At 72.3% G+C, this 24,545-nt stretch carries 24 protein-coding genes; 6 read left to right on the top strand and 18 right to left on the bottom strand.

Translation table 11 applies throughout. The features are described 5' to 3' along the window. The first annotated feature begins 67 nt into the window (after positions 1 to 67). Together OG310_RS28315 and OG310_RS28310 are read left to right on the top strand one after the other, a co-directional pair. Positions 68 to 973 carry a 5'-3' exonuclease gene (locus OG310_RS28315; RefSeq protein ID WP_329460433.1) on the top strand — a complete coding sequence of 302 codons (906 nt, stop codon included), beginning with the start codon at positions 68 to 70 and terminating at the stop codon, positions 971 to 973. Between the two features lie 49 nt (positions 974 to 1,022). Continuing rightward, complete coding sequence (locus OG310_RS28310) at positions 1,023 to 1,871, top strand: siderophore-interacting protein (protein ID WP_329458682.1); 849 nt, start codon at positions 1,023 to 1,025, stop codon at positions 1,869 to 1,871. A gap of 174 nt (positions 1,872 to 2,045) precedes the next feature. Here OG310_RS28310 and OG310_RS28305 read toward each other — a convergent pair whose 3' ends face one another. The 3 genes from OG310_RS28305 to OG310_RS28295 all read right to left on the bottom strand — a co-directional run bounded on the left by OG310_RS28305 (position 2,046) and on the right by OG310_RS28295 (position 4,990). Next, positions 2,046 to 2,825 carry an ABC transporter permease gene (locus tag OG310_RS28305; RefSeq protein WP_329458681.1) on the bottom strand — a complete coding sequence of 260 codons (780 nt, stop codon included), beginning with the start codon at positions 2,823 to 2,825 and terminating at the stop codon, positions 2,046 to 2,048. Then, complete coding sequence (locus OG310_RS28300; RefSeq protein ID WP_329458680.1) at positions 2,822 to 3,895, bottom strand: ATP-binding cassette domain-containing protein; 1,074 nt, start codon at positions 3,893 to 3,895, stop codon at positions 2,822 to 2,824. Before OG310_RS28300 ends, OG310_RS28305 begins: the two co-directional genes overlap by 4 nt. Before the next feature lie 366 nt (positions 3,896 to 4,261). Beyond that, on the bottom strand, positions 4,262 to 4,990 hold the full coding sequence (locus OG310_RS28295) for a PadR family transcriptional regulator (RefSeq protein WP_329458679.1): 729 nt from the start codon (positions 4,988 to 4,990) through the stop codon (positions 4,262 to 4,264). Between the two features lie 254 nt (positions 4,991 to 5,244). On the opposite strand from OG310_RS28295, the gene OG310_RS28290 reads away from it, so the two are divergent. Beyond that, a complete protein-coding gene (locus OG310_RS28290) occupies positions 5,245 to 6,612 on the top strand; it encodes a cryptochrome/photolyase family protein (RefSeq protein WP_329460432.1) in 1,368 nt (455 codons plus the stop codon). Between the two features lie 136 nt (positions 6,613 to 6,748). Beyond that, complete coding sequence (locus OG310_RS28285) at positions 6,749 to 7,696, top strand: ADP-ribosylglycohydrolase family protein (protein WP_329458678.1); 948 nt, start codon at positions 6,749 to 6,751, stop codon at positions 7,694 to 7,696. A 207-nt stretch (positions 7,697 to 7,903) separates the two neighbouring features. Here the strand turns inward: OG310_RS28285 and OG310_RS28280 are convergent, their stop codons facing one another. Genes OG310_RS28280 through OG310_RS28270 form a run of 3 tightly spaced genes read right to left on the bottom strand, consistent with a single transcriptional unit; the run spans position 7,904 to position 9,814 of the window. Continuing rightward, on the bottom strand, positions 7,904 to 8,317 hold the full coding sequence (locus OG310_RS28280; RefSeq protein ID WP_329458677.1) for an arsenate reductase ArsC: 414 nt from the start codon (positions 8,315 to 8,317) through the stop codon (positions 7,904 to 7,906). After that, a complete protein-coding gene (arsB, locus tag OG310_RS28275) occupies positions 8,310 to 9,407 on the bottom strand; it encodes an ACR3 family arsenite efflux transporter (RefSeq protein WP_329458676.1) in 1,098 nt (365 codons plus the stop codon). Before arsB ends, OG310_RS28280 begins: the two co-directional genes overlap by 8 nt. After that, positions 9,404 to 9,814, bottom strand: a complete 411-nt coding sequence (locus tag OG310_RS28270; RefSeq protein WP_329458675.1) for an ArsR/SmtB family transcription factor — start codon at positions 9,812 to 9,814, stop codon at positions 9,404 to 9,406. The genes arsB and OG310_RS28270 overlap by 4 nt, the downstream gene beginning before the upstream one ends. A 79-nt stretch (positions 9,815 to 9,893) precedes the next feature. Between OG310_RS28270 and OG310_RS28265 the strand changes: the two genes are divergently transcribed. Further along, positions 9,894 to 10,349, top strand: coding sequence for an ArsI/CadI family heavy metal resistance metalloenzyme (locus OG310_RS28265; protein ID WP_329458674.1), 456 nt, complete (start codon positions 9,894 to 9,896; stop codon positions 10,347 to 10,349). Positions 10,350 to 10,677: 328 nt separating this feature from the next. On the opposite strand, the gene OG310_RS28260 is transcribed toward OG310_RS28265, so the two are convergent. The 12 genes from OG310_RS28260 to OG310_RS28205 form a co-directional block, all read right to left on the bottom strand. Next, positions 10,678 to 13,515, bottom strand: a complete 2,838-nt coding sequence (locus OG310_RS28260; protein ID WP_329460431.1) for a DEAD/DEAH box helicase — start codon at positions 13,513 to 13,515, stop codon at positions 10,678 to 10,680. 126 nt (positions 13,516 to 13,641) lie between these two features. Further along, on the bottom strand, positions 13,642 to 14,559 hold the full coding sequence (locus tag OG310_RS28255) for a diacylglycerol kinase (protein ID WP_329458673.1): 918 nt from the start codon (positions 14,557 to 14,559) through the stop codon (positions 13,642 to 13,644). A gap of 314 nt (positions 14,560 to 14,873) precedes the next feature. Beyond that, positions 14,874 to 15,818, bottom strand: a complete 945-nt coding sequence (tatC, locus tag OG310_RS28250) for a twin-arginine translocase subunit TatC (RefSeq protein ID WP_329458672.1) — start codon at positions 15,816 to 15,818, stop codon at positions 14,874 to 14,876. A 72-nt stretch (positions 15,819 to 15,890) separates the two neighbouring features. Further along, positions 15,891 to 16,169, bottom strand: a complete 279-nt coding sequence (gene tatA, locus OG310_RS28245) for a Sec-independent protein translocase subunit TatA (RefSeq protein ID WP_329458671.1) — start codon at positions 16,167 to 16,169, stop codon at positions 15,891 to 15,893. Positions 16,170 to 16,448: 279 nt separating this feature from the next. Continuing rightward, positions 16,449 to 16,646 carry a hypothetical protein gene (locus OG310_RS28240; RefSeq protein ID WP_329458670.1) on the bottom strand — a complete coding sequence of 66 codons (198 nt, stop codon included), beginning with the start codon at positions 16,644 to 16,646 and terminating at the stop codon, positions 16,449 to 16,451. A gap of 22 nt (positions 16,647 to 16,668) precedes the next feature. Next, on the bottom strand, positions 16,669 to 16,989 hold the full coding sequence (locus OG310_RS28235; protein ID WP_329460430.1) for a hypothetical protein: 321 nt from the start codon (positions 16,987 to 16,989) through the stop codon (positions 16,669 to 16,671). Between the two features lie 43 nt (positions 16,990 to 17,032). Then, on the bottom strand, positions 17,033 to 18,100 hold the full coding sequence (locus OG310_RS28230) for a helix-turn-helix transcriptional regulator (RefSeq protein ID WP_329458669.1): 1,068 nt from the start codon (positions 18,098 to 18,100) through the stop codon (positions 17,033 to 17,035). 13 nt (positions 18,101 to 18,113) lie between these two features. Beyond that, positions 18,114 to 19,070, bottom strand: a complete 957-nt coding sequence (locus OG310_RS28225; RefSeq protein WP_329458668.1) for a helix-turn-helix transcriptional regulator — start codon at positions 19,068 to 19,070, stop codon at positions 18,114 to 18,116. A 112-nt stretch (positions 19,071 to 19,182) separates the two neighbouring features. Continuing rightward, positions 19,183 to 19,554 carry an FKBP-type peptidyl-prolyl cis-trans isomerase gene (locus OG310_RS28220; RefSeq protein ID WP_329458667.1) on the bottom strand — a complete coding sequence of 124 codons (372 nt, stop codon included), beginning with the start codon at positions 19,552 to 19,554 and terminating at the stop codon, positions 19,183 to 19,185. 51 nt (positions 19,555 to 19,605) lie between these two features. After that, complete coding sequence (locus OG310_RS28215; RefSeq protein ID WP_329458666.1) at positions 19,606 to 20,619, bottom strand: FKBP-type peptidyl-prolyl cis-trans isomerase; 1,014 nt, start codon at positions 20,617 to 20,619, stop codon at positions 19,606 to 19,608. 144 nt (positions 20,620 to 20,763) lie between these two features. After that, the gene (gene pafA / locus OG310_RS28210; RefSeq protein WP_329458665.1) at positions 20,764 to 22,125 is read right to left on the bottom strand and encodes a Pup--protein ligase; all 1,362 of its coding nucleotides are present in this window, start codon (positions 22,123 to 22,125) and stop codon (positions 20,764 to 20,766) included. A 9-nt stretch (positions 22,126 to 22,134) separates the two neighbouring features. Then, complete coding sequence (locus OG310_RS28205) at positions 22,135 to 23,397, bottom strand: MFS transporter (protein WP_329458664.1); 1,263 nt, start codon at positions 23,395 to 23,397, stop codon at positions 22,135 to 22,137. A 132-nt stretch (positions 23,398 to 23,529) separates the two neighbouring features. Here OG310_RS28205 and OG310_RS28200 point away from each other — a divergent pair, with 132 nt between their 5' ends. Further along, entirely contained in the window at positions 23,530 to 24,543 is a 1,014-nt protein-coding gene (locus OG310_RS28200) for a LacI family DNA-binding transcriptional regulator (protein WP_329458663.1), read from the top strand. Positions 24,544 to 24,545: the final 2 nt, after the last annotated feature.

Below are 24,545 nucleotides of genomic sequence, written 5' to 3'. Positions count from 1 at the left end.
GCGTGCCGGCGGCTGTCTGCGCCCGCGACGGGGTTACGGCATCATCTGCCACGTGACGCGACGCCTGATGCTCCTCGACACCGCCTCCCTGTACTTCCGCGCGTACTTCGGCGTGCCCGACTCCGTACGGGCCCCGGACGGCACCCCGGTCAACGCCGTACGCGGCCTGCTCGACTTCATCTCCCGGCTCGTCCAGGACCACCACCCCGACTCCCTCGTCGCGTGCATGGACGCCGACTGGCGCCCGCAGTGGCGGGTCGACCTGATCCCCTCGTACAAGGCGCACCGGGTCGCCGAGGAGCACACCGAGGGGGCGGACGACGAGGAGATCCCCGACACCCTCTCGCCGCAGGTACCGGTGATCGAGGCCGTCCTGGACGCGCTGGGCATCGCCCGCGTCGGCGTCGACCGCTACGAGGCGGACGACGTGATCGGCACGTTCACGGCGCGCGCCTCCGGCCCCGTCGACATCGTCACCGGCGACCGGGACCTCTACCAGCTGGTGGACGACGCGCGCGGGGTGCGCGTGCTGTACCCCGTCAAGGGCGTCGGCACTCTCCAGCTGACCGACGAGGCGGCGCTGCGCGAGAAGTACGGGGTGTCCGGGGCGGGTTACGTGGACCTGGCGCTGCTGCGCGGCGACCCGAGCGACGGACTGCCCGGCGTGCCCGGCATCGGGGAGAAGACCGCGGCGAAACTGCTCGACGCGTTCGGCGACCTCGCCGGGATCATGGCGGCGGTCGACGACCCGCACGCCAGGCTCACCCCCTCCCAGCGCAAGCGCCTCGCCGAGGCAAGGCCCTACATCGCCGTCGCGCCGCAGGTCGTACGCGTCGCCTTGGACGTGCCGCTGCCCGACGTCGACACCGCGCTGCCCGTGCGACCCCGCGACCCGGCCGCGCTGGACGCCCTGGCCGAGCGGTGGGGACTCGGCGGGTCGCTGACGCGACTCCTGTCCACCCTCGCCCGATGAGGTGTTAGCTTAGGTAAGCCTAAGCCGATATCGACCAGGGAGTTTCGCCGTGGCGGAGGAACCGCGCCGTAAGGCACCGACGGCCCGTGAGGCGCGCGTCGTGCGCACCGAGCGCATCACCCCGCACATGGTGCGGATCGTGATCGGCGGCGAGGGGCTGGCCTCCCTGCAGTGCGGGGAGTTCACCGACCACTACGTGAAGGTGATCTTCGCCGCGCCGGGCGTCCGGTACCCCGAGCCGTTCGACATGGAGCGCATCCGCGAGGAGTTCCCCCGCGAGCAGTGGCCCACGACGCGGACGTACACGGTGCGCGCCTTCGACCCGGACGCGCTGGAGATGACTCTCGACTTCGTCGTCCACGGCGACGAGGGGCTGGCGGGCCCCTGGGCCGCGCGGGCCGTTCCCGGTGAGACGGTGCGCTTCCTCGGCCCCGGCGGGCTGTACGCGCCGGACCCGGACGCCGACTGGCATCTGCTCGCCGGTGACGAGAGCGCCCTGCCCGCCATCGCCGCCGCCCTGGAGCGGGTCCCCTCCGACGTGCCGGTGCACGCCTTCGTCGAGGTCGCGGACCCGGCCGAGGAACAGAAGATCGCGTGCCCCGCCGGTGTCGAGGTGACCTGGCTGCACCGCGGTGGGCGCCCGGTCGGCGAGGCCCTGGTCGCGGCGGTGCGGGAGTTGGACTTCCCGGCCGGCGACGTGCACGCGTTCGTCCACGGCGAGGCCGGTGTCGTCAAGGAGCTGCGTCGGCACCTGCGCCAGGAGCGGCAGGTGCCGCGCGAGCGGCTGTCGGTCTCGGGCTACTGGCGGCACGGCCACAGCGACGAGGCCTGGCGCGCGGTCAAGCGCGAGTGGAACGCCCAGGTCGAGCAGGAGCAGGAAGGCCCGGCCCCGGCCTGACCCCACCACCCGCCCGGCGCGGCTCACACCGCCGCGGGACACGGCGGTGTGAGCGCACCGGCGCGGACACCGGTGCGCTCACACCGCTGGGTTGACGCCGGTCATGTCCCGCCGGTCGGCTCGTACCGGCGGTTTCCCGCCGGCCGGTTCATACGGACGGTCCTGGCCGGCGGGTCACACCGACTTCTGGTAGGAGCGGAACGTCAGCGTCGAGAGCCCCACGGCCACCGCTGTCAGCACGGCCAACGCCCCTCCCCTGCCCAGCACGTCGCCCCAGTGCGGATCGGCTGACATCGCTGAACGGCCGGCGATCATCGCCCAGTTGACGGGGTTGAAGGTCGCGATGCGGGCCATCCAGGACGGCATCTGACCGGGCACCATGAACGCCGAGGTGAGAAACGTCAGCGGCAGCAGCAGGAACGTGTTGATGCCGATGATGGACTCACGCTGCCGCACCAGCATGCCGACCGCGTTGGACAGCGCGCCGAAGACCGTGCCGAGCAGGACCGATGCGACGACGAGCACGGCGATCCCGCCGGCTCCGCCCGGGTAGCGGGCACCGCCCGCGAGGCCGAGCAGCACGATCAGCAGGGACTGCACGGCCGTACTGATCGCGTTGTGCACGACGTTGCCGTGGAGCACGGCGCCACGGCTGACCGGCGTGGACAGGAAACGGTTGAGCGTGCCGCGCTCGATCTCCTCCAGCATCCCCATGCCCGCCCACATGCTGGAGGACAGGGCGCTCATCACCACGATGCCGGGGATCAGGTAGTCCAGGTACGAGGTGGTGCCGAAGCCACCGAGCTCGACGACCTTCTTGAAGAGGTTGCCGAACAGGAACAGCCAGATCACCGGCTGCACCAGGGAGATGAACAGGAAGACCGGCTGCCGTGCCGTGGCGGTGAGCTGACGCCGCGTCATGAACCAGGTGTCGGTGAGGGCGCGCGCGCTCATCGGGCACCCCCCGCGGCGGCCGGGACCGTGCCGTCGGCCGTGCGACCGGGGCCGTCCGCCCCTGCCTGCGCGTCCTCGAAGCGGCGTCCCGCGTACCGCAGATACACGTCGTCGAGCGAGGGTCTCGCCACGGTCGCGGCGGCCACCGCCGCACCGGCCCGCTCCAGCGCCGCGAGCAGCAGGGGCACGGCGGCCGCGCCGTCGTCCGCCCGGACGCTGAGCCGGCGGCCCCCGGCCGCCACGTCGTGCAGGCCGGGCAGCCCGGCCACCGCCGCGCGCAGCACACCGGGCTCGGCACTCTCGCGCAGCTCCAGGTGGACGGCGTCGCCGCGCAGTTCGCCCTTCAGCTCGTCCGGCGTGCCCTCGACGACGACGCGCCCCCGGTCCACGATGGCGATCCGCCCGGCGAGCCGGTCGGCCTCCTCCAGGTAGTGCGTGGTGAGCAGGATCGTCAGGCCCTCGTCCGCCGCCAGCCGGGAGATCTCGTCCCACATGGCGGTCCGCGACTCGGGGTCGAGGCCGGTCGTCGGCTCGTCCAGGAACAGCACCTGGGGCCGGTGGATCAGCCCCAGCGCGACGTCGAGCCGGCGCTGCATGCCGCCGGAGTACCCCTTCACCAGCCGCTTCGCCGCCTCCGCGAGGCCGAAGCGGGCCAGCAACGCATCAGCCCTGCGGGTGAGTTCGGCGCCCCGCAGCCCGTACAGACGCCCTTGGAGGAGCAGGTTCTCCCGGCCGGTGGCGGCCGGGTCGGCACCCGAACGCTGGGCGACGACGCCGATGGCGCGGCGCACCCGCTCCGGGTGGCGCAGCACGTCGTGCCCCGCGACGACGGCCGTGCCGCTGTCCGGCCGTGCCAAGGTGGTGAGGATCTTGACGGTGGTGGACTTGCCGGCGCCGTTGGGCCCGAGGAGCCCGAGCACACTGCCGGACTCGACGGTGATGGCCAGGCCGGCCAGCGCCGTCACGGAGCCCGGATAGGTCTTGACGAGGTCGCGCGCCTGGACGGCGGGCGGACGGGGCGCCGCGGGGGGCGCGGGTGGAGTCGTACCGGTATGCGTGCCGGTGGTCATGGCAGAGCTCTCCTGTGGGAACGGCTTCTCGGTCGGACCCCGTCCGTGGTGGTGGACGGGATCGGGCCGGACCGCGCGAAGAGCGCCGGGCTACCCTGGGTGTGCCGCACCTCGATCGCCCGGTGCGCCTCACGGCGGATCCGGTTCGGGGTTGGAGTCCCGGCGGGAGCTGCTGCAACAGCGCCCGCCGGGTCCTCTTCCCGATGCCCCTCAACGGGGCTCGTGTGTTCTTCCTGCTGCTTGTTCTTCCTGCTGCGCCTCCTGCGCCTCCCGTGCCTCTCCTCGTGCCCGCACGGGCTGCTTCCGGCTGTGTCCTTCGGCGTCCTTCTGCGTCCGGCTCTGTCCGGCCGGCAGTGTGCCGCCGCGTCAGCCGGTGCGCCGGGGTCCCGGCTCCCGGGGGCCCTTGTGACCGGGCCCGTGATCGGTGCTCGCCGCGGCCTTCGCGGCTCCTTCCGGACCGTGCCGGGAGAGCGCCGCCCACTCGGCGGGCACCTCGCCGCTCTCGCGCAGCGTGCGCCAGCCGTCGAGGCCGCTCAGCGTCCCCTCCTCGATCTCGCGCACGAAGCCGCGGACCCAGGCGGCCTGCGCCTCGGCCATGTGCAGCTTGTACTCGATCTCCACCAGGAAGATCCGAGGCAGCGTCTCGTAGAGCTTGCCGAGCACACCGCGCGTCGCGGCGGCCCCCACGTCGAGTTCGGTGATGCGGTCGCGGAGCCGGGAGACGGCCTCGTCCGGTGGGAGGTAGCCGATCAGCGACAGTGCCGTCTCGAAGAGCGGGAACTCCTCGGCGGGAACGGCCACCAGGTCGGAGAGCCACTCGACGACCTCCTCGCGGCCCGCGCCGGTCAGACCGTAGAGCGTGCGCTCGGGCCTGTTGCCCTCCCTCTGCACCTCGGTCGCCTCCACGAGGCCATGTTTCTCCAGGTTCTGCACCACGGTGTAGAGCGAGCCGTAGTTGATCTTCACGCTCTCTCCCTTGCCGCGCTGCCGCAGCGTCCTGGCGATCTCGTAGGGATGCATGGGCCGCTCGCCGAGCAACCCCATCACCGCCAGGGCCAGCGGATTCGTCAGCCTGCGCCGCTTGCCGCCGCTCATCGCGGTCCCCCTTCCCGAACGCCGCCGAAGGAGTGCGCCGGAGGCACGCTCTCCCGGCAGCGGGTTCGCGTTCCCTCATACTCCTTCTCAAATACTCGTGGCCGAACATATCTCGATTCTCCGGAGGCCGTCAAGATACGAGATATATCGCGAACATGTCGCGCTCGCTCAAGCTCGCCGTCGCAACGCGGCCCGAGCTGCTGCCGCGCGTGTGCCGCGGTGACTTCCGGCCCGGCACCGGCAGGATGCGGGCCATGACCGTTGCCGTGGTTCTCTTCACCTCCGACCTGCGCGTCCACGACCAGCCCGTGCTGCGGGCCGCGCTCCGGGCCGCCGACCGGGTGGTCCCGCTGTTCGTCCGGGACGAGGGCGTCCGGCGCGCCGGGTTCGACGCGGCCAACCGGCGGGCCTTCCTCGCCGACTGCCTCACCTCGCTGGACGCCGGGCTGCGCGAGCGGGGCGGCCGGCTGGTCATCCGTACGGGCGAACTCGTCGAGCAGGTGTGCCGCGTCGTCCACGAGAGCGGCGCCGGCGAGGTGCACGTCGCCGCCGGGGTCAGCCGGTACGCGCTGGACCGCGAGGAGCGGCTGCGCGACGCCCTGTCCGCCGAGCGGTGTGCGCTGCACGTGCACGACGCCGTGGTCACGGCGCTCCCGCCGGGCCGCGTCACACCCTCCTCCGGCGACCACTTCGCGGTCTTCACGCCGTACTTCCGGCGCTGGCAGGAGGCCGGCGTACGCGAGACGCTCGGCGCACCCAGGTCCCTCGACGTACCGCCCGTGGACAGCGAGCCGCTGCCTCGGCGCACCGATGTCCCCGGTGTCTCTCCCGGTGTCGCCGAGGGCGGCGAGGACGTGGCGCGCAAGCGGCTCACCGCCTGGCTGCGCGACGGCATCGAGTCCTACGAGGAACTCCACGACGACCTCGCGGGGGACGCCACCTCGAAGCTCTCCCCGTACCTGCACTTCGGCTGCCTGTCCCCGGCCGAACTGGTGCACCGCGCGGCCCGCAAGGGGGGTGCGGGCGCCGGGGCGTTCGTACGGCAGCTGGCCTGGCGGGACTTCCACCACCAGGTCCTCGCCGCCCGGCCCGCCGCCTCCTGGAGCGACTACCGGGACCGCGGCGACACGTGGTCCACCGGCGAGGACGCCGAGGCCGCGGTCGAGGCGTGGCGCCTGGGACGCACGGGCTATCCGGTCGTGGACGCGGCGATGCGGCAACTGCGCCACGAGGGCTGGATGCACAACCGGGGCAGGCTGCTCGTCGCGAGCTTCCTGACGAAGACGCTGTACGCGGACTGGCGCACCGGGGCCCGGCACTTCCTCGGGCTGCTGGTGGACGGCGACATGGCGAACAACCAGCTGAACTGGCAGTGGGCCGCGGGCACCGGCACGGACACCCGCCCCAACCGGGTGCTGAACCCGCTCACCCAGGCGAAGCGGTTCGACCCCAGGGGGACGTACGTACGCCGCTGGGTGCCGGAGCTCGCGGACGTGGACGGCGGCGCGGTCCACCAGCCGTGGCGGCTGCCGGAGCGGGAGCGCGCCGCCCTGGACTATCCCGACCCGGTGGTGGATCTGGCCGCGGGCCGCGACCGGTTCCTGAGGGCACGCGGCGCCTGACACCGGCGGCGGGATGCCCCGCGGCTCCACCGCACGCCCGCATCCGTCCCGCTCCCCGCGCGCCGTGGACCGGCCAGAAGCGGCCGGCCCCAAAGGGCGCCGTGGGCCGTCAGGCGATGCCGTCTAGGCTGGTCGGATGAGCGATCTGGAGCCGCCTCCGGGCCACGGAGACCGGGCGGCGGGCGCCGTCCTCGGGTCCGCCGTCGGCGACGCGCTGGGCGCGCCCTTCGAATTCGGACCGCCCGGCGCGTACAGCGAGCGGTTCCACGGCGGCCCGGGACAGATGCGGGCGGGCGGCGGCTGGGAGAAGGGCGAGGCGACCGACGACTCCCAGATGGCGGTGCTCGTCGGGGAGTCCCTCCTGGAACACGACGGGCTGGACCTGCCGGACATCTTCGAACGGTTCAAGCGGTGGGCCGCCGCCGAGCCGAAGGACATGGGCATCCAGACGGAAGTCGTCCTCACCAGCGGCAGGCCCTGGGACACGGCCGCGTCCGTGCACTTCCAGCAGACCCGCAGGGCGGCGGGCAACGGCTCGCTGATGCGGGCCGCCACCTCGGCGGTGTACTTCGCCGCCGCCGGACGCGACGCCACCATGGACGCGGCACGGCGCATCGCGGCCCTGACCCACGGCGACCGCGCGGCCTGGGAGGGCACGGCGGTCTTCCACGAGCTGGTACGGGTCGCGCTCACGGGCGAGAACCCGCTGGACGCCCTGGAGGCGACCCTCGCCGGGGTGCACGAGGCGCACCGCGAGCGCTGGGCGGCGGTCCTCTCGCCCACCTGGGACCCGTCCCTCGCCACGGAGTTCAACGGGGCGGTCTGGCCCTGCCTGGCCTCCGCGGTCTGGGCGCTGCGCACGACGGGCTCCTTCGAGGACGCCGTCGGCGCCGCGATCGACCTGGGCGGGGACACGGACACGGTCGCGGCGGTCACCGGCGGACTGGCCGGAGCGGTGCACGGCGCCGGGGCGATCCCGGCCCGCTGGACGGCCCCGCTGCACGTGCCCCTGCCCGGTTTCGGCCGGACCCTCGACGCCGGGGCGCTGACCTCACTGGCGGGATCGCTGGCGGACGCGCACTGAGCCGTGCCGTCCACGGGGCGCGGGGAGCTGGGGGAGCAACCGAAGGCGCCCGGGCAGAGCACCGTCTCCGGCCGGCCCCGACGACCCCGGACCACCCGTCGCGGTCCCGGACCCCTCCCCTCCCGGCCCCACCCGGCCGGCGACGGCACACGTGGACCGGACTACCGGAGGGTCACGACAGGCGGCAGCGCCGAGTGGCTCTCATGATCACGTCCCGACGCCGAGCTCCGCCAGCAGTCCACGCACGCGTCGCTCGATCTCGTCGCGGATCGGCCGGACCGCTCGCACGTCCCGGCCGGCGGGGTCCGGAAGGTCCCAGTCGAGGTAGCGCTTGCCGGGGAAGACGGGGCAGGTGTCGCCGCAGCCCATGGTGATCACCACGTCGGAGGAGCGGACCGCCTGTGCGGTGAGCACCTTCGGGACCTCGGCGGAGAGGTCGATGCCCTTCTCCTCCATGGCCGCCACCACGTCCGGGTGCACGGCGCCGGCGGGTGTGGAGCCCGCGGAGCGGACCTGGACCCGGTCGCCCGCGAGGTGGGTGAGGAAGGCTGCGGCCATCTGCGAGCGTCCGGCGTTGTGGACGCAGACGAACAGCACGCAGGGTGCGCGGCGGTCAGGCATGGGCGGGGTCTTCCTGGGGAGCGACGGCGGGTGTGGGAGCGAAGTAGCGGCGTGCGTGGAGAGCGACGTGGACCAGGCCGATGAGGGCGGGGACCTCGATGAGGGGGCCGACGACACCCGCGAGGGCCTGCCCGGAGCCGGCTCCGAAGGTGGCGACAGCGACCGCGATGGCGAGTTCGAAGTTGTTGCCGGCGGCGGTGAACGCGAGCGTGGTGGCACGCGGGTGATCCAGGCCGACCGCACGGCCGAAGGCCATCGATCCGCTCCACATGAGCGCGAAGTAGACGAGCAGCGGCAGGGCGATGCGGGCGACGTCGAGGGGCCGTGAGGTGATGGCGTGGCCCTGGAGGGCGAACAGGACGACGACCGTGAACAGCAGCCCGTACAGGGCGAAGGGGCCGATGCGCGGGATGAGCCGGGCTTCGTACCAGGTCCGTCCCTTGGTCTTCTCGCCGATGCGGCGCGTGAGGAAGCCGGCCACGAGGGGGATGCCGAGGAAGATCAGCACACTGCGGGCGATCGTCCACACGGAGGCGTCCAGACCGGCCTGTCGCAGACCCAGCAGGCCCGGCAGGACGGAGAGGTAGAACCAGGAGAGCAGCGAGAACGCGATCACCTGGAAGACGGAGTTCAGCGCGACGAGGACGGCGGCGGCCTCGCGGTCGCCGCACGCCAGGTCGTTCCAGATCAGGACCATGGCGATGCAGCGGGCCAGGCCGACGATGATCAATCCGGTGCGGTACGCGGGCAGGTCCGGCAGGAGCAGCCACGCCAGGGCGAACATGAGGGCCGGACCGACGATCCAGTTCAGGAGCAGCGACGGCAGCAGGAGGCGACGGTCGCGGGTGACGCGGTCGAACCGGTCGTAACGGACCTTGGCCAGCACCGGGTACATCATCACCAGCAGGCCGAGCGCGATCGGCAGTGACACCCCCGTCACCGTGATCCTGGCCAGGGCGTCCCCCAGTCCCGGCACGACACGGCCGAGTCCCAGGCCCACGGCCATGGCGGCGAGGATCCGCGCGGCGAGATAGCGGTCGAGGAACGACAGCCGCCCCGCGACGTTGCCCGCGGGCGGGGGCGTGCTCACGAAGCGGCCCCGGCTGCTGCGGACCGGCCCCCCGGCGACCCGCCCGTGGGACGGGTGAGGATGCCCGCCAGCCGGTCGGTCATCTCGGGGATGAGCCGGTAGTAGACCCAGGTGCCCCGGCGTTCGCTGTCGATGAGGCCGGCCTGGCGCAGCAGCTTGAGGTGATGGGAGACCGTGGGCTGGGAGAGGTCGAAGGCCGGGGTCAGATCGCATACGCAGACCTCTCCGCCTGCCCGCGAGGCGATCATCGACAGCAGCCGCAGGCGCACCGGGTCTCCCAGCGCCTTGAAGACTTTCGCCAGCTCAGCGGCCCGGCCCTCGTCCACGGGAGTGGTCAGCAGCAGCCCCGGACAGCACGCGTCCGCCCCGTCGTCCTGCCCCAGCACCACGAGCTCTTCTTTCGACATCTGCCTATATTGACATCTGTCGATGCACGACACAAGGTTGTATCGAAGGATGTCAATCCACACCGATGGGAGCCGTCCCATGTCCCGCGCCCAGCTCGCCCTGCGCGTCAGCGACCTCGAAGCGTCGATCGCCTTCTACACGAAGTTCTTCGGCACCGAACCGGCCAAACGACGCGAGGGCTACGCCAACTTCGCCATCAGCGAGCCCCCGCTCAAACTCGTCCTCATCGAGGGCGAGCCCGGACAGGACACCCGCCTCGACCATCTCGGCGTCGAAGTCGCATCCACTGAACAGGTCACCAGGGCGACCGACCGCCTCAGCGGCGCGGGACTTGCCACCTTCGAGGAGAACGACACGTCCTGCTGCTACGCCCTCCAGGACAAGGTCTGGGTTCACGGACCCGGCCAGGAACCCTGGGAGATCTACGTCGTCAAGGCCGATGCCGGCGCCCTCGACAAGGACGCCGGGAAGGCCCCGGAGACGTGCTGGAGCCCGGCGGGCGCCTGCTGCGGCCCAGCGGTGCAGCCGGTGTGAGGCATCCGGCGAGCGCCCGGCGAAACGGGGCGCGGGGCCGCAGCCGTGCTCGACGTCCCGCCGCGAGGCGGTGCTCCCTGACGGCCCGCCCGCAGGGCCGAGCGCCATGAGGACGCGGCGGCGCTCCGCCGCGCCCGTGCGGCGCCAGTCCGCCGCCCGTTCCGGTGTCGCAGCGCCGTCCGTCCGGTCGCCCTCACGTCCGGCGCCGGGCGCCGGGACCCGACTCCGGACGCGCCGGGCCCCGCCCGAACCAGTCGGGCAGCACCGGACCCGCCCCGCCTCGGCCCCGGCCGCCCAGGGACGACCGGGGCGGCCGGGGCCCTGCCCCTCACCCCACCGAGCTGTAGGCCACCACTCCGCGCCGCATGCCCTCGATCGCCCGGCGCGCGTTGCGCGTGACCGTGCCGCCCTCGGACGACGGCGCCGACGCGATCTGCCCGAGCACGTCGATGACCTGCTTGCACCACCGGACGAAGTCGCCCGCGGGCATCTCCGCCTCGCGCAGCACCTCGTCAAGGCCCCGGCCCGACGCCCACATGTAGGCCGCCCAGGCGAAGCCGAGGTCCGGCTCCCGCTGGCCCACACCCTCCGCCTGGTTGATCCCGAGGTCCTCCTCCAGCGCGTCGAGGCCGCCCCAGATCCGCACCATGTCGTTGAGCGCGGCCTTCGCCGGCCCCGACGGTGTCTTGGGCACCACGGCGTCCTCGCTCTGCCGGGACTCGAAGACGAGCGCCGACACGCACGCCGCCAGCTCCGCGGGGCCGAGGCCCTCCCACACTCCGTCACGCAGGCACTCGCTGGCGAGCAGGTCGAGCTCGCCGTAGAGCCGGGCGAGGCGCTTGCCGTGCTCGGTCACCTCGTCGGCGCGCAGGTAGTCCAGCTCGGTCAGGAGCGCGACGATCCGGTCGAAGGTCCGCGCGATCGTGTTCGTACGCCCCTCGATGCGACGCTCCAGCTGGTGGGTGTCGCGGGTGAGCCGGTGGTAGCGCTCGGCCCAGCGGGCATGGTCCTCGCGCTCGCTGCACCCGTGGCACGGGTGTGCCCGCAGCTCGGTGCGGAGCCGGGCGATCTCCCGGTCGTCCGCCGCCGCGGCCCGCTGCTTGTGGTGCCGCTCGGGCGCGATGTGCCCCGCCTTGCTGCGCAGCGCCGACGCCAGGTCACGCCGGGACTGCGGCGAGCGCGCGTTGAACGTCTTGGGGATCCGCATCCGCTCCAGCGCCTCCACGGGCACCGGGAAGTCGATCGCCCCGAGCCGCTTGACCTGCCGCTCCGCGGTGAGCACCAGGGGCCGGGGCCCCTCGTGGTACTCCACGCCCGCGTGTCCGCGGTGACCGTTCGAACGGCCCGCGGGCACCCCCGGGTCCAGCACCAGGGCGAGGCCCGCGAACTTCCCCGTCGGCACGTGGATCACGTCGCCCGGCTTGAGCTTCTCCAGCGACGCCGCGGCGGCCGCCCGGCGCTGGGTGGCGCCCTGCTTGGCCAGCTCGTTCTCCCGGTCCTTGAGTTCGCGGCGCAGGCGTGCGTACTCCTCGAAATCGCCGAGGTGGCAGGTCATGCCCTCGCGGTAGCCGTCGAGGCCCTCCTCGTTGCGCTGGACCTGCCGTGAGATCCCGACGACCGACCGGTCGGCCTGGAACTGAGCGAACGACGTCTCCAGCAGTTCGCGCGAGCGGTGCCGGCCGAACTGCTGCACCAGGTTCACGGCCATGTTGTAGGAGGGACGGAAGCTCGATCGCAAGGGGTACGTACGGGTGCCGGCGAGTCCGGCGAGGGCGCCCGGGTCCATGCCGCGCTGCCACAGCACCACCGCGTGGCCCTCGACATCGATGCCACGCCGTCCGGCACGCCCGGTGAGCTGCGTGTACTCGCCCGGCGTGATGTCCGCGTGCTGCTCGCCGTTCCACTTGACGAGCTTCTCCAGGATCACCGTGCGCGCGGGCATGTTGATGCCGAGCGCCAGGGTCTCCGTGGCGAAGACCGCCTTGACCAGGCCGCGGACGAACAGCTCCTCCACGACCTCCTTGAACGTCGGCAGCATGCCCGCGTGGTGGGCCGCGACGCCGCGCTCCAGGCCTTCCAGCCACTCGTAGTACCCGAGGACGTGCAGGTCCTCCGTCGGGATCGACGACGTGCGCTCCTCGACGATCTGGCGGACCGTCGCCCGCGCCGCGTCGTCGTTGAGCCGGAGCCCCGCGTACATGCACTGCTGCACGGCGGCCTCGCAGCCGGCCCTGCTGAAGATGAACGTGATCGCGGGCAGCAGCCCCTCGGCGCCGAGGCGCTCGATGACCTCGGGGCGGGACGGCGTCCAGATCCGGCTGCGCTGTCTTCGCTCGCGCTCGCGGTCGGCCTCCCGCACCATCTTGCCGCGCCGCCGTTCGCGCGGGTTGTACGTGCGCTGGTTCTCCATCCGGGCCATGCGGACCAGGTCGGGATTGACCTCGCGCTTGCCGGCGCCCCGGCCGCCGTGGTCGCTCTCCTCCTCGAAGAGGTCGTACATCCGCCGCCCGGCGAGGACGTGCTGCCACAGCGGGACGGGCCGGTGCTCGGAGACGATGACGGCGGTGTCGCCGCGCACGGTGTCCAGCCAGTCGCCGAACTCCTCGGCGTTCGAGACCGTCGCCGACAGTGAGACCAGCGTCACCGACTCGGGAAGGTGGATGATCACCTCTTCCCAGACGGCGCCCCGGAACCGGTCGGAGAGGTAGTGCACCTCGTCCATGACCACGTAGCCGAGGCCGACGAGCGCCTGGGAGCCCGCGTACAGCATGTTGCGCAGGACCTCGGTGGTCATGACCACGACCGGGGCATCCGCGTTGACGCTGTTGTCACCGGTCAGCAGGCCCACCTTGTCGGCGCCGTACCGCTTCGCGAGATCCGCGTACTTCTGGTTCGACAGTGCCTTGATGGGTGTGGTGTAGAAGCATTTGCGGCCCTCGCGAAGAGCCAGGTGCACCGCGAACTCACCGACGATGGTCTTTCCGGAGCCGGTGGGCGCCGCGACCAGCACCCCCTTTCCGGCCTCCAGGGCCTCGCACGCCTCGATCTGGAAGCGGTCGAGGCCGAACTCGTACATCTCACGGAAGGGGCCGAGCGCGGTGGCCCGCACTGCGTTGCGGATGCGTGCGGCCGCATAGCGCTCTGCGGGAGAAAGGTCCTCTGTCATCTCGCTCACGAGCCTACCCGCCACCTCCGACACTCACCGCGATCTTTTGGCGGACCCCGGGCCCGCCCGCCCCTGCCCCGCCCCGGCGAGCCGGGGCCCCGCACTGCCCGCGACGCCGGGGCCGGCTCAGGGCGCCGGCGCCAGCAGGCGCAGGGCGCCCGGCACGCACCGTGCGGTCAGCGGCAGCGCGCCGAGCGGTTCGCCGTCCGCGTAGGCGGTGGCGCCGGCCGCCAGGGTGACCCGGGAGGCCCGGTGCACGGTGACGACCCGGTGGCCGACATGGGTGCCCCGGTACACACGCGGGAACACACGCAGCAGCGTGGCGCGGGAGCAGGCGCCGACGACAGTCACATCGAACAGCCCGTCCTCGCAGCCGGCACCGGGACAGATCCGCAGACCGCCGCCGTACGACGAGGTGTTGCCGACGGCCACGAGCGTCGCCTCGATCTCCCGCTCGACGCCGTCGTCCAGCGTCAGCCGGTAGGGCACGGGCGCGAGCGCGGCCAGCTCCGCGAGCATCGCGATCTCGTACCGGAACCTACCGATGGTCCGCCGCATGCGGTTGCCGCGATCGTTGACCTTCGAGTCGAAACCGGACGCGAGGACGGTGGCGAACCACCTCCCGCCGACCCGCCCGAGGTCGACGGGACGGGGGCCCGGGCCCTTGAGGACGTCCGCCACCAGCCGGGCCCCGGCGGCCGGGGCGCCGAGCGGCAGGCCGAGGGCCCGGGCGTAGTCGTTTCCGCTGCCCGCGGCTACGACACCCAGCGGGGTCGCGGTCCCCGCGACGGCCTGGAGCGCGAGCGAGACCATCCCGTCGCCGCCGACGGCCACCACCGCCCCGGTGCCGCCGGCCACGGCTTCCCTGGTCCGGCGCAGCGCGTCGGGTGCGTCGGAGCCGACGACCCCGCGGACGAGGAAACCCGCTTCGCGCAGTGCGGCGGCGGCCGGTGCGGCGGCCCGCGCGCCACGTCCGCGCCCGGCGGTGGGGTTGACGACCAGGGTGACCTCGCTGCTGGACCCGGCCGTGATCTCACTGGTCACCAGCGGACCATAGCGGCGTTCGGGGCGCGCGAGGAGCCCCCGGGAGCAGCGTCCTCGCCGGTTCGTCTCCTGCCGGGCAGGTACGCCCCGCCGGCCGCGGGGCCCGCACGCACGGGACCGGGCGAAAGGACAGGAAAGGACCACTCTGGGGCACGCGCGCACGGCACCCGGGCCGCGCGGGCATCCGGGCACGCGCGACGGCCGGGGCTCGATGAGCCCCGGCCGTCGGAAAAGGTGCGCGGCGCCCCGCGGGCGCTTCCCGCGCCGTCCGGCGACGGCCGGGCAGCGCACCGGCCGGGAGCGGCCGGGCCGCGTCAGGTCACGTCGTCGTAGCCGTTGACCCGCTGCGGGCTCGACTGCTCGGGCAGCGCGGGCGTCGCGCTCACCGGTTCCACGTCGTCCACGTGTTCCGGGGCGAGGTCCAGATCGGACGCCTCGTCGTCGGCCGGGCCGCCCTCTTCGCGCAGCCGCTTGCGCCGGTCGTTCATGTAGGCGACGAAGCAGGCGGCGAAGTACAGGATCCAGATCGGCGCGGCCAGCGCGAGCATCGACAGCGGGTCGGTGCTGGGCGTCGCGACGGCGGCGAACACCGTGATGCCCATGATCATCAGACGCCACCAGCCGAGCATGCGCTTGCCGGTGAGGATGCCGACGAAGTTCAGCATCACCAGCAGCAGCGGCATCTCGAAGGAGAGGCCGAAGACGAGGACCATACGCGTCACGAGGTCGAGCAGGTCGTCGAGGGGCAGCAGGTTGGCGATGCCGTCCGGCGTGAAGTCGAGGAGCACCTTCGCCGTGGTCGGCAGCACCTCGTAGGCGAAGAAGGCGCCGAAGAAGAACAGCGGCACGCCGCTGGCGACGAAGATGACGGCGTACTTCTTCTCGTGCCGGTGCAGACCGGGCGCGATGAAGGCCCACAGCTGGTACAGCCAGATCGGCGAGGAACACACGACGCCGGCCATCAGGGTGACCTTCAGGGCGAGCGAGAACGGGCCGAGCAGGCCGTTCATCGTGATGTTCGCGCACTGGTCGCCCTTCTGGCGGGCCAGCGACGTGAAGTCACCCTTGCAGCCCACCGACTGGAGGACCGGGTGGGTGAAGAAGTTGATGATGTCGTTGTAGAAGAACCCGGCGACGCACGCGACGACGATGATCGCCAGGATGCCCTTCGCCAACCTGTTGCGCAGCTCTCGCAGATGCTCGACGAGCGGCATCCGCCCCTCGGGATCCTTCAACTGCTTGGAGGCAGAGCTGGCCAACCCAGTTCCTCATCTCGTGCGGCGGTCACACGCCGGCAGGCGCGGCCGCTCCGGGCCCTGGTGCTGCTTGACTCAGCGCTGGGTGGAGTCCGTCGGCTCGGTCACCGGGCGGGCGGTGGTCACGTCACCGGGCGCGGCCTTGATGGTGCGCTGCACGTCCTGGACGTCGTTCGGCGGGTCGGCGGGCGCGGTCGTGCCCGTGTCCGACTTCATCGCCTTGGCCTCGCTCTTGAGGATGCGCGCGGACTTGCCGAGCGAACGCGCCATGTCCGGGAGCTTCTTCGCACCGAACAGCAGGACGATCACGACGAGGATGAGAATGATCTCGGGGGCGCCGAGCCTTCCGAACATAACTGTCTACCTTCTCACCGAGGCGGCATGGGGGGCCTGCGTCACACAGGGCGGACGGGTGCCCGACCGGTGTCCTACGCAAGGATCGTAACGCCCGTGGATGAACCCCGGGCAATCCCTGTGCGTACTTCCACGTGCGGCCCAATGCCTCGCTCGCTGGGCCACGTCCGTCAGAGTACCCGCCGAACGTGCATTCCAGGAGGGGGCGGAGGGGATGTGCCCCTTCTCCCCCGCGGCCCCCTTGACGGCCCCGGGCCGGTGGTGGGCGGCGCCCGCCCGCTAGCGGAGGGCCTCGCCCGAGGAGGCCAGCCGCCCCGCAGCCCGTTCGAGGTCCTCGGCGGCCCGGCTGATGCGGTCCGTGGTGTGGGCCACCTGGCGGCCGAGGCGCTGGGTTTCGAGGAAGACGCGCACGGCGAGCACGCCGAGTACGGCGATCCCGCAGAACCCCAGGGCGATCGCGAGCATGGGCCAGAGCATGGGCAGAGCCTAGTGCCTCGCGTCAGCCGCCCGCGCCGGCGGAGCCCGGCGCGGATGCGGCGGCCGACGCGCCGCCGCCGACCGAGTGCAGCCGCAGCGTCCTGACGCCGCCCTGGACGAGCAGTTCCACGATCCGCTCCCCCGCCGGCTTGCGCACGGAGGTCTCGCACGCGGGACAGGCGAAGGAGTACGTCGTCGTGCGCCGGCTCGCGCCGATCGCCAGCAGGAACGCGTCGGCGGGCAGTTCGAAGTGCGCGCGGCACTCGGGGCAGGCGGCCTTGAAGCGTACGGGGGCCACGGCGGTGAGCCCGTACACCGACGCGTCGTCGGACGGACCGGTCATGTCGGACGAGTCGGGCGTGGGGGGCATGGTTCCCGGTCTCCTTCTACTCTCGGCCGTCGAAGCCGGGGCGGGCGCCGGAGCCGTCGCTGCCGGCGGCGGTACGGCCGTCGGAGCCCTGCGCGTGGGGGGCGGCGGGCATCGCGAAGGCGTCAGGGTCGTCGTACGCCGCGAGCGCGTCACGCGCGGCCTGCCGGGCGCTGTCCGCGAGCTCGGGCGGCGAGACGATGCGGCCCTCGCCGCCGAGCCGCAGCGCGAGACGGCGCAGCGAGGCCGGCGCCGGGGTCCGCAGGGTGATGCGCAGTCCGCCGTCGGGCAGTTCCTCGGCGCTGTCGTGCGGGTAGTACTCGGCGACCCAGCGGCCGCCGGGGCCGACCTCGACCATTACTTCGGGGTCGTCCGCGGACGGCTGGACGAGCCCTTCGGACAGGTCGCGGAGTTCGATCTCGGGCGGTGCGGCCGGCTCGTCGAGGAGCTTGATCTCGGCGACCCGGTCGAGGCGGAAGGTGCGGCGCGCCTCGGAGAGGTGGCACCACCCCTCCAGGTAGGTGTGGCCCACGGCGAACAGCCGGATCGGGTCGACCTCCCGCTCGGTCAGTTCGTCCCGCGCGGGTGAGTAGTAGCGCAGCCACAGCCGGCGGCGCTCCGAGATGGCCCGGTCGACGTCGGCGAAGACACCGCCCTCGGACTCGAAGGTCACGGAGAGGCGGGAGCTGGCGCCGGCCACCTCGCCCGCGGCGGCCTCCAGCTTGGCCGTGGCGCGCACCAGCGCCTTCCGGTCGCCCTCCCGCAGCCCCGGCAGGGTGGCCACGGCGCGCGCCGCGACAAGCAGCGCGGTGGCCTCGTCCGCCGCGAGGCGCAGCGGCTCGGCGACGTCGTCGGGATTGTGCCACCAGATGCGGTCGCCGTCGGTGTCGATGTCGAGGAGGTCCCCGCCGCGGAAGCTGGTGCCGCACATCGGCAGCACGTCGAGGTCCGCGATCAGTTCGTCCTCGGTGATCCCGAAGGCCCTCGCGACGTCCGACACATGGGCGCCGGGACGCTCGCGCAGGTAGGTGACGAGTGACAGCATCCGTCTGGTGCGGTCGATGGCGTTGCCGTTGGTACCTGCCATGTGACGCGTCTCCTCAGCCCTTGGCCACGGCGCGCAGCCGGTCCACGACGTCCGCCCTCAGATCGGCGGGTTCCCGTACGACCACGTCGGGCCCGAACTCGACGAGCCACGCGTCGAGGCCGTGCCCGTACGGGATCTCCAGCTCGTCCCAGCCGTCGCCGAGCTCGCGCGACGAGAGCGCCTTAGCGCGCAGCGGGTAGCCGGAGCCGGTCCGCAGCCGGATCAGCGCGGACCGGGTCGCGGTCTCGCCGGCCCAGGTCTCGACGGTCTCGCGGACCGTGGAGACATCGGGCACGGGCGCGGTGAACGACCCGGACCGGGAACGCACCCGGCCGCTGATGCGGGAGAGCCGGAACACGCGCTCGGCGCCCCGGTCCCGGTCGTGCCCGGCCAGATACCAGTGGCCGCGCCAGCACTCCAGCGTCCACGGCTCGACCTGGCGCTGCTCCGGGCGGGCCGCGCTGGCCTTGCGGTAGTCGAAGACGACGGGACGGCGGTCCCGGCAGGCGAGCATCAGCGGCTCGAAGGCCGCCTCGTGCACGGGGATGCGCGGTTCGAGCGCACTGTGGTGTGCCTCGTAGCTGTCCTCCGCCTCGGGCATGCCCGCGGCACGGAGCTTTTGCAGGGCGCCGTTCGCGGCGCCCGCGAGGCGGGCCTGCTGCCAGACGCGGGCGGCGACGCCGAGCGCGGCCGCCTCCTCGGCGTCCAGGGTGATCGCGGGGAGCCGGTTGCTGTCCCGGCGCGCCAGGTAGCCGGTGTCGCCTTCGAGGCCCTCCACCGTCTCGATGACCAGGCCGAGTTCGCGCAGGTCGTCCTTGTCCCGTTCGAACATGCGGTTGAAGCTGTCGTCGGAACCGGCTTCCAGGTACGCCTCGATCGAGCCGCGCAGCTCGCGCTTGCTGAGAGGGCGTCGGGTCCCGAGCAGACACAGCGCCAGGTTCATCAGCCGCTCTGCCTTGGCAATGGCCATCGACGCCCTTTCGTGTGGTGCCTGTGCGCCTCGACGGTACCGCCACCGGGCGGACCGGGAAAAGCTGAGGGCCCATGCCGACCGGCATGGGCCCTCCCGGCTTCGGAAATGATCAGACCGCGACCAGATCGCAGACGAAGATCAGCGTCTCGCCGGGGCCGATGCGGCCGCCCGCGCCCTGGTCGCCGTAGGCCAGGTGCGCCGGGATGACCAGCTGGCGGCGTCCGCCGACCTTCATGCCCTGCACGCCCTTGTCCCAGCCGGAGATGACCTGGCCGACGCCGAGCTGGAACTTCAGCGGGGTGCCGCGGTTCCAGGAGGAGTCGAACTCCTCGCCGGTGGAGAACGCCACGCCCACGTAGTGGACGGAGACGGTGTCCCCCGCCTTCGCCTCGGCACCGTCGCCCTCCCAGAGGTCCTTGATCTCCAGGTCGGCGGGCGGCTCGCCACCCGGGAAGTCGACCTCGGGCTTCTCGTTCTTCACGAAACTGCTCCTCGCACGTTGTACGTGTTGCTCTGCTGAACCGGCCAAGTCTTACATTGCGCCCAGGATGTCGACGACGAAGACCAGCGTCGAGTTGGCGGGCAGGTCCGCGCTCGGCGACTGGCTCCCGTAGCCGAGGCTCGGCGGGATGACGAGCATGACGCGGCTGCCGACCTTCTGGCCCACGATGCCCTGGTCCCAGCCCTTGATGACGGCGCCGGTGCCGATGGCCGTGGTGAGCGGGACGCCGGTGTTCCAGGAGCTGTCGAAGGCCTTCGCCGGCGACTTGCCCTCATTGGGCTTCCACGCCACGCCGGTGTACTGCATCACGACGGTCTGGCCGCTCTTGATGGTGGCGCCCTTGCCCGGGATCAGGACCTTCTTGACGAGGTCCTTCGGCGGGTCGGTCTTCGGCACGTCGATGGTGGCCGGGGCCGCCGCGTCCGCCTTGACCTGCGGGAGGTCCTTCGGGATGGCCGACTGGGTGCCCGTGACCTGCTTCGGCAGCGTCTTCTGGATGTCCAGGACGAAGATCAGTGTGTCCCCGGCCTTCACCCCGAGCTGGCTGTTGCCCTGACTGCCGAAGCCCGCGGACGGCGGGGCGACGACGAGGACGCGGCTGCCGACCTTCTGGCCCACGACCGCCTGCGAGAACGCGGGGATGATCTGCGGCGAACCGGCCGGGATGACCTGGGGCGACGCGCCCTTGTCGTACGAGCTGCCGAGATCCTTGCCGCCCCAGACCTTCGCCGTGAAGCCGGCGACGACCAGCTGGTCCTTCTTGATCGCGGGGCCACTGCCCTGCGACAGGGGGTGCACGACGAACTTGTCGCTCGGCTTCCCCTTGGGAACGGTGATGGTGGCCTTCTTGCCCACCGCGCCCGTAACGGTCGGCATGGGATCCGCGGACGCGACCGGCGTCGGAGCCTTGGGGGCTGACGCGCTCGGGCTCGGACTCGGTGCAGCGGATGACGCCGCGTCGGACTTCTTGTTGTTGTCACCGCCGCAGGCAGCGGTCAGCACCAAGGCCGGCACGATGAGCAAGGCTGCAAGACTGCGTCGCACAGTGGGTCCTCGTGGGGTAGGCGTTAAGTCAGTGGCCGCCACTCTACGGCCCTCGCCCCACGCGTCACCCTCGGTCGCAGACGAGTGGGCCCCGTACGCACTCGTACGGGGCCCACAGGCGAGGTGGCGCGGTCGCGCCCGCCGTCACATCCCGGCGATGAGCTTCTCCACCCGGTCGTCCACCGAGCGGAACGGGTCCTTGCACAGCACCGTGCGCTGCGCCTGGTCGTTCAGCTTCAGATGCACCCAGTCGACGGTGAAGTCCCGTCGCTGCTCCTGGGCCCGGCGGATGAAGTCGCCGCGCAGCCGCGCCCGGGTGGTCTGCGGCGGCACGGACTTGCCTTCGAAGATCTTCAGGTCGTTCGCGACGCGCGCGGCCTGGCCCTTCTTCTCCAGCAGGTAGTAGAGCCCACGACGCCGGTGGATGTCGTGGTAGGCGAGGTCTATCTGCGCGACCCGGGGGTGGGACATGGTCATGTCGTGCTTGGCCCGGTACCGCTCGATGAGCTTGTACTTCATGACCCAGTCGATCTCGGTGGCGATCTTGTCCAGGTCCTCGGTCTCGATCGCGTCGAGCGTGCGGCCCCAGAGTTCCAGGACCTGCGCCACCGTGCCCGTACGGATGTCACGGCGCTCGACGAAGTCGACGGCCTTCTCGTAGTACTCGCGCTGGACCTCCAGGGCGGACGCCTCGCGTCCGCTGGCGAGGCGCACCTTGCGCTGGCCCGTGATGTCGTGGCTCACCTCGCGGATCGCCCTGATCGGGTTCTCCAGGGTCAGATCGCGCATCACGGTGCCGGCCTCGATCATGCGCAGCACCAGGTCGGTGGCGCCGACCTTGAGCAGCGTGGTCGTCTCCGACATGTTGGAGTCACCGACGATGACGTGCAGCCTGCGGTAGCGCTCCGCGTCCGCGTGCGGCTCGTCCCGGGTGTTGATGATGGGCCGGGAACGGGTCGTCGCGGAGCTGACCCCTTCCCAGATGTGCTCGGCACGCTGACTCACGCAGAAGACGGCGCCGCGCGGCGTCTGGAGCACCTTGCCCGCCCCGCACAGCAACTGGCGCGTGACGAGGAACGGAATGAGGATGTCCGCGAGGCGGGAGAACTCACCGTGGCGTGCCACCAGATAGTTCTCGTGGCAGCCGTAGGAGTTTCCCGCCGAATCCGTGTTGTTCTTGAACAGATAGACGTCGCCCGCGATTCCCTCCTCGTGCAGGCGGCGTTCCGCGTCGACGAGCAGGCCCTCCAGAATCCGCTCACCGGCCTTGTCGTGCGTGACCAGTTCGGTCACGTTGTCGCATTCCGGGGTGGCGTATTCCGGATGCGAACCCACGTCGAGGTAGAGGCGGGCGCCGTTGCGCAGGAAGACATTGCTGCTACGGCCCCATGACACGACACGGCGGAAGAGGTAGCGCGCCACTTCGTCAGGTGACAGTCGGCGCTGTCCCCTGAACGTGCACGTGACGCCGTACTCGTTCTCCAGCCCGAAAATGCGGCGGTCCATGTCTGAACATTACGCCTGATGGCCTGAGCTGAAACCGTGTGCGGGCGCGTCACTTGGATCATTTTCGTCTTCGGCCGCCGTATTCACGCCCCCGCCGGGGAGGGCGAGGGCCCGTCCCGTCACCGCGAGGACGAGCAGGGCGACGAGGCCGCAGACCCCGGCGACGACGAACCCGGCGGACGTTCCCGCGTGCTGGGCCACCGGTCCCGCCACGGCGGTGCCGAGCGCCGAGCCGACCCCGAACGTCGTCACGAGCCAGGAGAACGCCTCCGTGACGGTGCCGGCCGGCGCCTGCCGGTCCACCACGATGAAGGCGCACGCGAGCGCCGGCGCCAGGAACACACCGGAGAGCACGGACAGCAGTGTCATCGCCACCACTCCCGGCGTGAGGGCGAGTGGCAGGTAGCACACCGCGAGCAGTGCCACGATCACCAGCAGCCTGCGCTCCGGTGCGCCCGTCCAGCTCCGCGCCCCGTACACGGCGCCGCCCAGCAGGGCGCCGAGACCGAGGGCGGCCATCAGCCAGCCGTACACGGCACCGCGGCCGCTCCCGTCGGCGTACGCGACGCCCGCGACGGTGATCGAGCCGAGCGCGGCCCCGACGAACAGGAACGCGCCGAGCAGCGCGAGCAGGCCGGGCGAACGCAGCGCGCCCAGCCAGTGGGCCTCCCGCTCTCCCGAGCGCCAGGCCCTGGACGGCTTGGAGACCACGACCGAGAGCGCCCCCAGCACACCGAGGGCGTTGATCACGAGCAGCGCGGTGGCCGGTGAGCGGAGCGCGACGAGCGCGGTGACGAGCAGCGGGCCGACGGTGAACATGACCTCCTGGGCGACGGCGTCGAGCGCGTAGGCCCGGTGCACCCGGTCCTGGCGGCCCAGCACGCTCGGCCACAGCGCCCGCAGTCCGCCTTCCAGCGGCGGGGTGCACAGCCCGGCGAGGGCCACGGCGGCGAACGCGGCCACGGGCGCCGCGGTGCCGGACAGGACGAACAGGGCCATCCCGAGCGCCGAGACCACGGCCGCGGGGAACTGCACGCGCGGCTGGCCCCGCAGGTCCACGGCCCGCCCGAGCAGCGGCTGGCCGACCGCGTTCGCGAACCCGTACACGGCCGCGAGCGCCCCGGCGAGGCTGTAGCTCGCGCCGTCGGCCCGGGCGAACAGCACGACGGCGATCGGCGCGGTCGCGTTCGGCAGCCTGCCCACGAGCGTGCCCGCGAGCAACCGCGTGGCGTGCGGTGCCCTCAGCAGCTCCAGATATCCGGTGGCTCCCACAGCCTCGGCCCCTCCCCTGATCGGTGTCCCTCGATCGGCGTCCCCTGTGACGTGTTACGTATAACTACGCGACCCATACGTACCATGAGCGCGAGCGCCGGGTCCACCGGAGCACCGCACGAGGGAGGTCCCATGACCACGCCGGTCACGCGTCCCACCAGCAGGGACGTCGCGCGCACCGCCGGTGTCTCGCAGGCCACGGTCTCCCTCGTGCTAGGTGAGAAGTGGCGCGGCCGGGTGTCCGAGCGCACCGCCGGGCAGGTGCGGGAAGCCGCCAGGAGCCTCGGCTACCGCCCCAACCTCGCCGCCAGGAACCTCCGCCTCGGCTCGACCAGGACGGCCCTGCTGGTCGTCCCCGCGCTCACCAACGAGTTCTTCGCCCGCGTCTACGCCGGAGCCGCCACCGTGGCCGCGGAGCACGGCTTCGGCGTCGTGCTCTACCCCTCCCCCGCCGGTGTGGGACCCGCGCCCAGCCCCTTCGACGCGGCCCGCACGGCGCTCGACGGCGTCATCGCCTCCTCCATGGCCGTGGAGGCGCCGGCCGCCATCCACGGGAGCCACCTGCCACTCGTCATGCTCGACAGCGACCCGGCCGCGCCCGGCTCGGCGGCGTGCGTCAATCTCGACATCGCCGACGGCATGCGCCAGGTCGCCGCCCATGTGCTGGGCCTCGGACACCGCGCGGTCCTGCACCTCGCCTCGGCCGTGGCCTCGTGGACGTTCGACGTACGGGCCGGCGCGCTGGCCCGAGCCGTCTCGGAGGTCCCCGGCGCGGGCCTCGTCACGGTGCGCTCGGAACTCGCCGTGAGCGCGGGGCGGGAGGCCGTCGTCGCCGCGCTGGCCGGCAGCGGCCCCCGCCCCACCGCCATCGTGTGCGACGACGACATCCTCGCCGCGGGAGCCTGCAAGGCCCTGCGCCGCCTCGGATTGCGGGTGCCGGAGGACGTCTCCGTGACCGGCTTCGACGATCTGGCCCTCGCCACGGCCGTCGAGCCCGAACTCACCACCGTTCACCTGCCCGCCGAACACGTCGGCGAGCGGGGCATGGGCGCGCTCCTCGCCGTGCTGGAGGGACGCGAGCCCGCGCCGCGGGACCTGCCGGTACGACTGGTGGTGCGCGGCTCGACGGCGCCGCCGCCCCGCTGAGG

Origin of the sequence: Streptomyces sp. NBC_01497 (assembly GCF_036250695.1) — a bacterium.
GTDB lineage: Bacteria > Actinomycetota > Actinomycetes > Streptomycetales > Streptomycetaceae > Streptomyces.
The sequence above is the reverse complement of the archived record's forward strand: the minus strand, read 5'-3'. Positions and strand labels throughout refer to the sequence as shown.

Bases quoted from the DNA above. Each gene is read 5' to 3' on its own strand.
- OG310_RS28240 (WP_329458670.1), bottom strand. From the start codon at position 16,646: ATGCTCTGGCCCATGCTCGCGATCGCCCTGGGGTTCTGCGGGATCGCC.
- OG310_RS28280 (WP_329458677.1), bottom strand. From the start codon at position 8,317: ATGCCTGACCGCCGCGCACCCTGCGTGCTGTTCGTCTGCGTCCACAAC.
- OG310_RS28290 (WP_329460432.1), top strand. From the start codon at position 5,245: ATGACCGTTGCCGTGGTTCTCTTCACCTCCGACCTGCGCGTCCACGAC.
- OG310_RS28305 (WP_329458681.1), bottom strand. From the start codon at position 2,825: ATGAGCGCGCGCGCCCTCACCGACACCTGGTTCATGACGCGGCGTCAG.
- OG310_RS28295 (WP_329458679.1), bottom strand. From the start codon at position 4,990: ATGAGCGGCGGCAAGCGGCGCAGGCTGACGAATCCGCTGGCCCTGGCG.
- OG310_RS28260 (WP_329460431.1), bottom strand. From the start codon at position 13,515: ATGACAGAGGACCTTTCTCCCGCAGAGCGCTATGCGGCCGCACGCATC.
- OG310_RS28225 (WP_329458668.1), bottom strand. From the start codon at position 19,070: ATGGCCATTGCCAAGGCAGAGCGGCTGATGAACCTGGCGCTGTGTCTG.
- OG310_RS28270 (WP_329458675.1), bottom strand. From the start codon at position 9,814: ATGTCGAAAGAAGAGCTCGTGGTGCTGGGGCAGGACGACGGGGCGGAC.
- OG310_RS28230 (WP_329458669.1), bottom strand. From the start codon at position 18,100: ATGGCAGGTACCAACGGCAACGCCATCGACCGCACCAGACGGATGCTG.
- OG310_RS28285 (WP_329458678.1), top strand. From the start codon at position 6,749: ATGAGCGATCTGGAGCCGCCTCCGGGCCACGGAGACCGGGCGGCGGGC.
- OG310_RS28315 (WP_329460433.1), top strand. From the start codon at position 68: ATGCTCCTCGACACCGCCTCCCTGTACTTCCGCGCGTACTTCGGCGTG.
- OG310_RS28235 (WP_329460430.1), bottom strand. From the start codon at position 16,989: ATGACCGGTCCGTCCGACGACGCGTCGGTGTACGGGCTCACCGCCGTG.
- OG310_RS28200 (WP_329458663.1), top strand. From the start codon at position 23,530: ATGACCACGCCGGTCACGCGTCCCACCAGCAGGGACGTCGCGCGCACC.
- pafA (WP_329458665.1), bottom strand. From the start codon at position 22,125: ATGGACCGCCGCATTTTCGGGCTGGAGAACGAGTACGGCGTCACGTGC.
- OG310_RS28265 (WP_329458674.1), top strand. From the start codon at position 9,894: ATGTCCCGCGCCCAGCTCGCCCTGCGCGTCAGCGACCTCGAAGCGTCG.
- OG310_RS28300 (WP_329458680.1), bottom strand. From the start codon at position 3,895: ATGACCACCGGCACGCATACCGGTACGACTCCACCCGCGCCCCCCGCG.
- tatA (WP_329458671.1), bottom strand. From the start codon at position 16,169: ATGTTCGGAAGGCTCGGCGCCCCCGAGATCATTCTCATCCTCGTCGTG.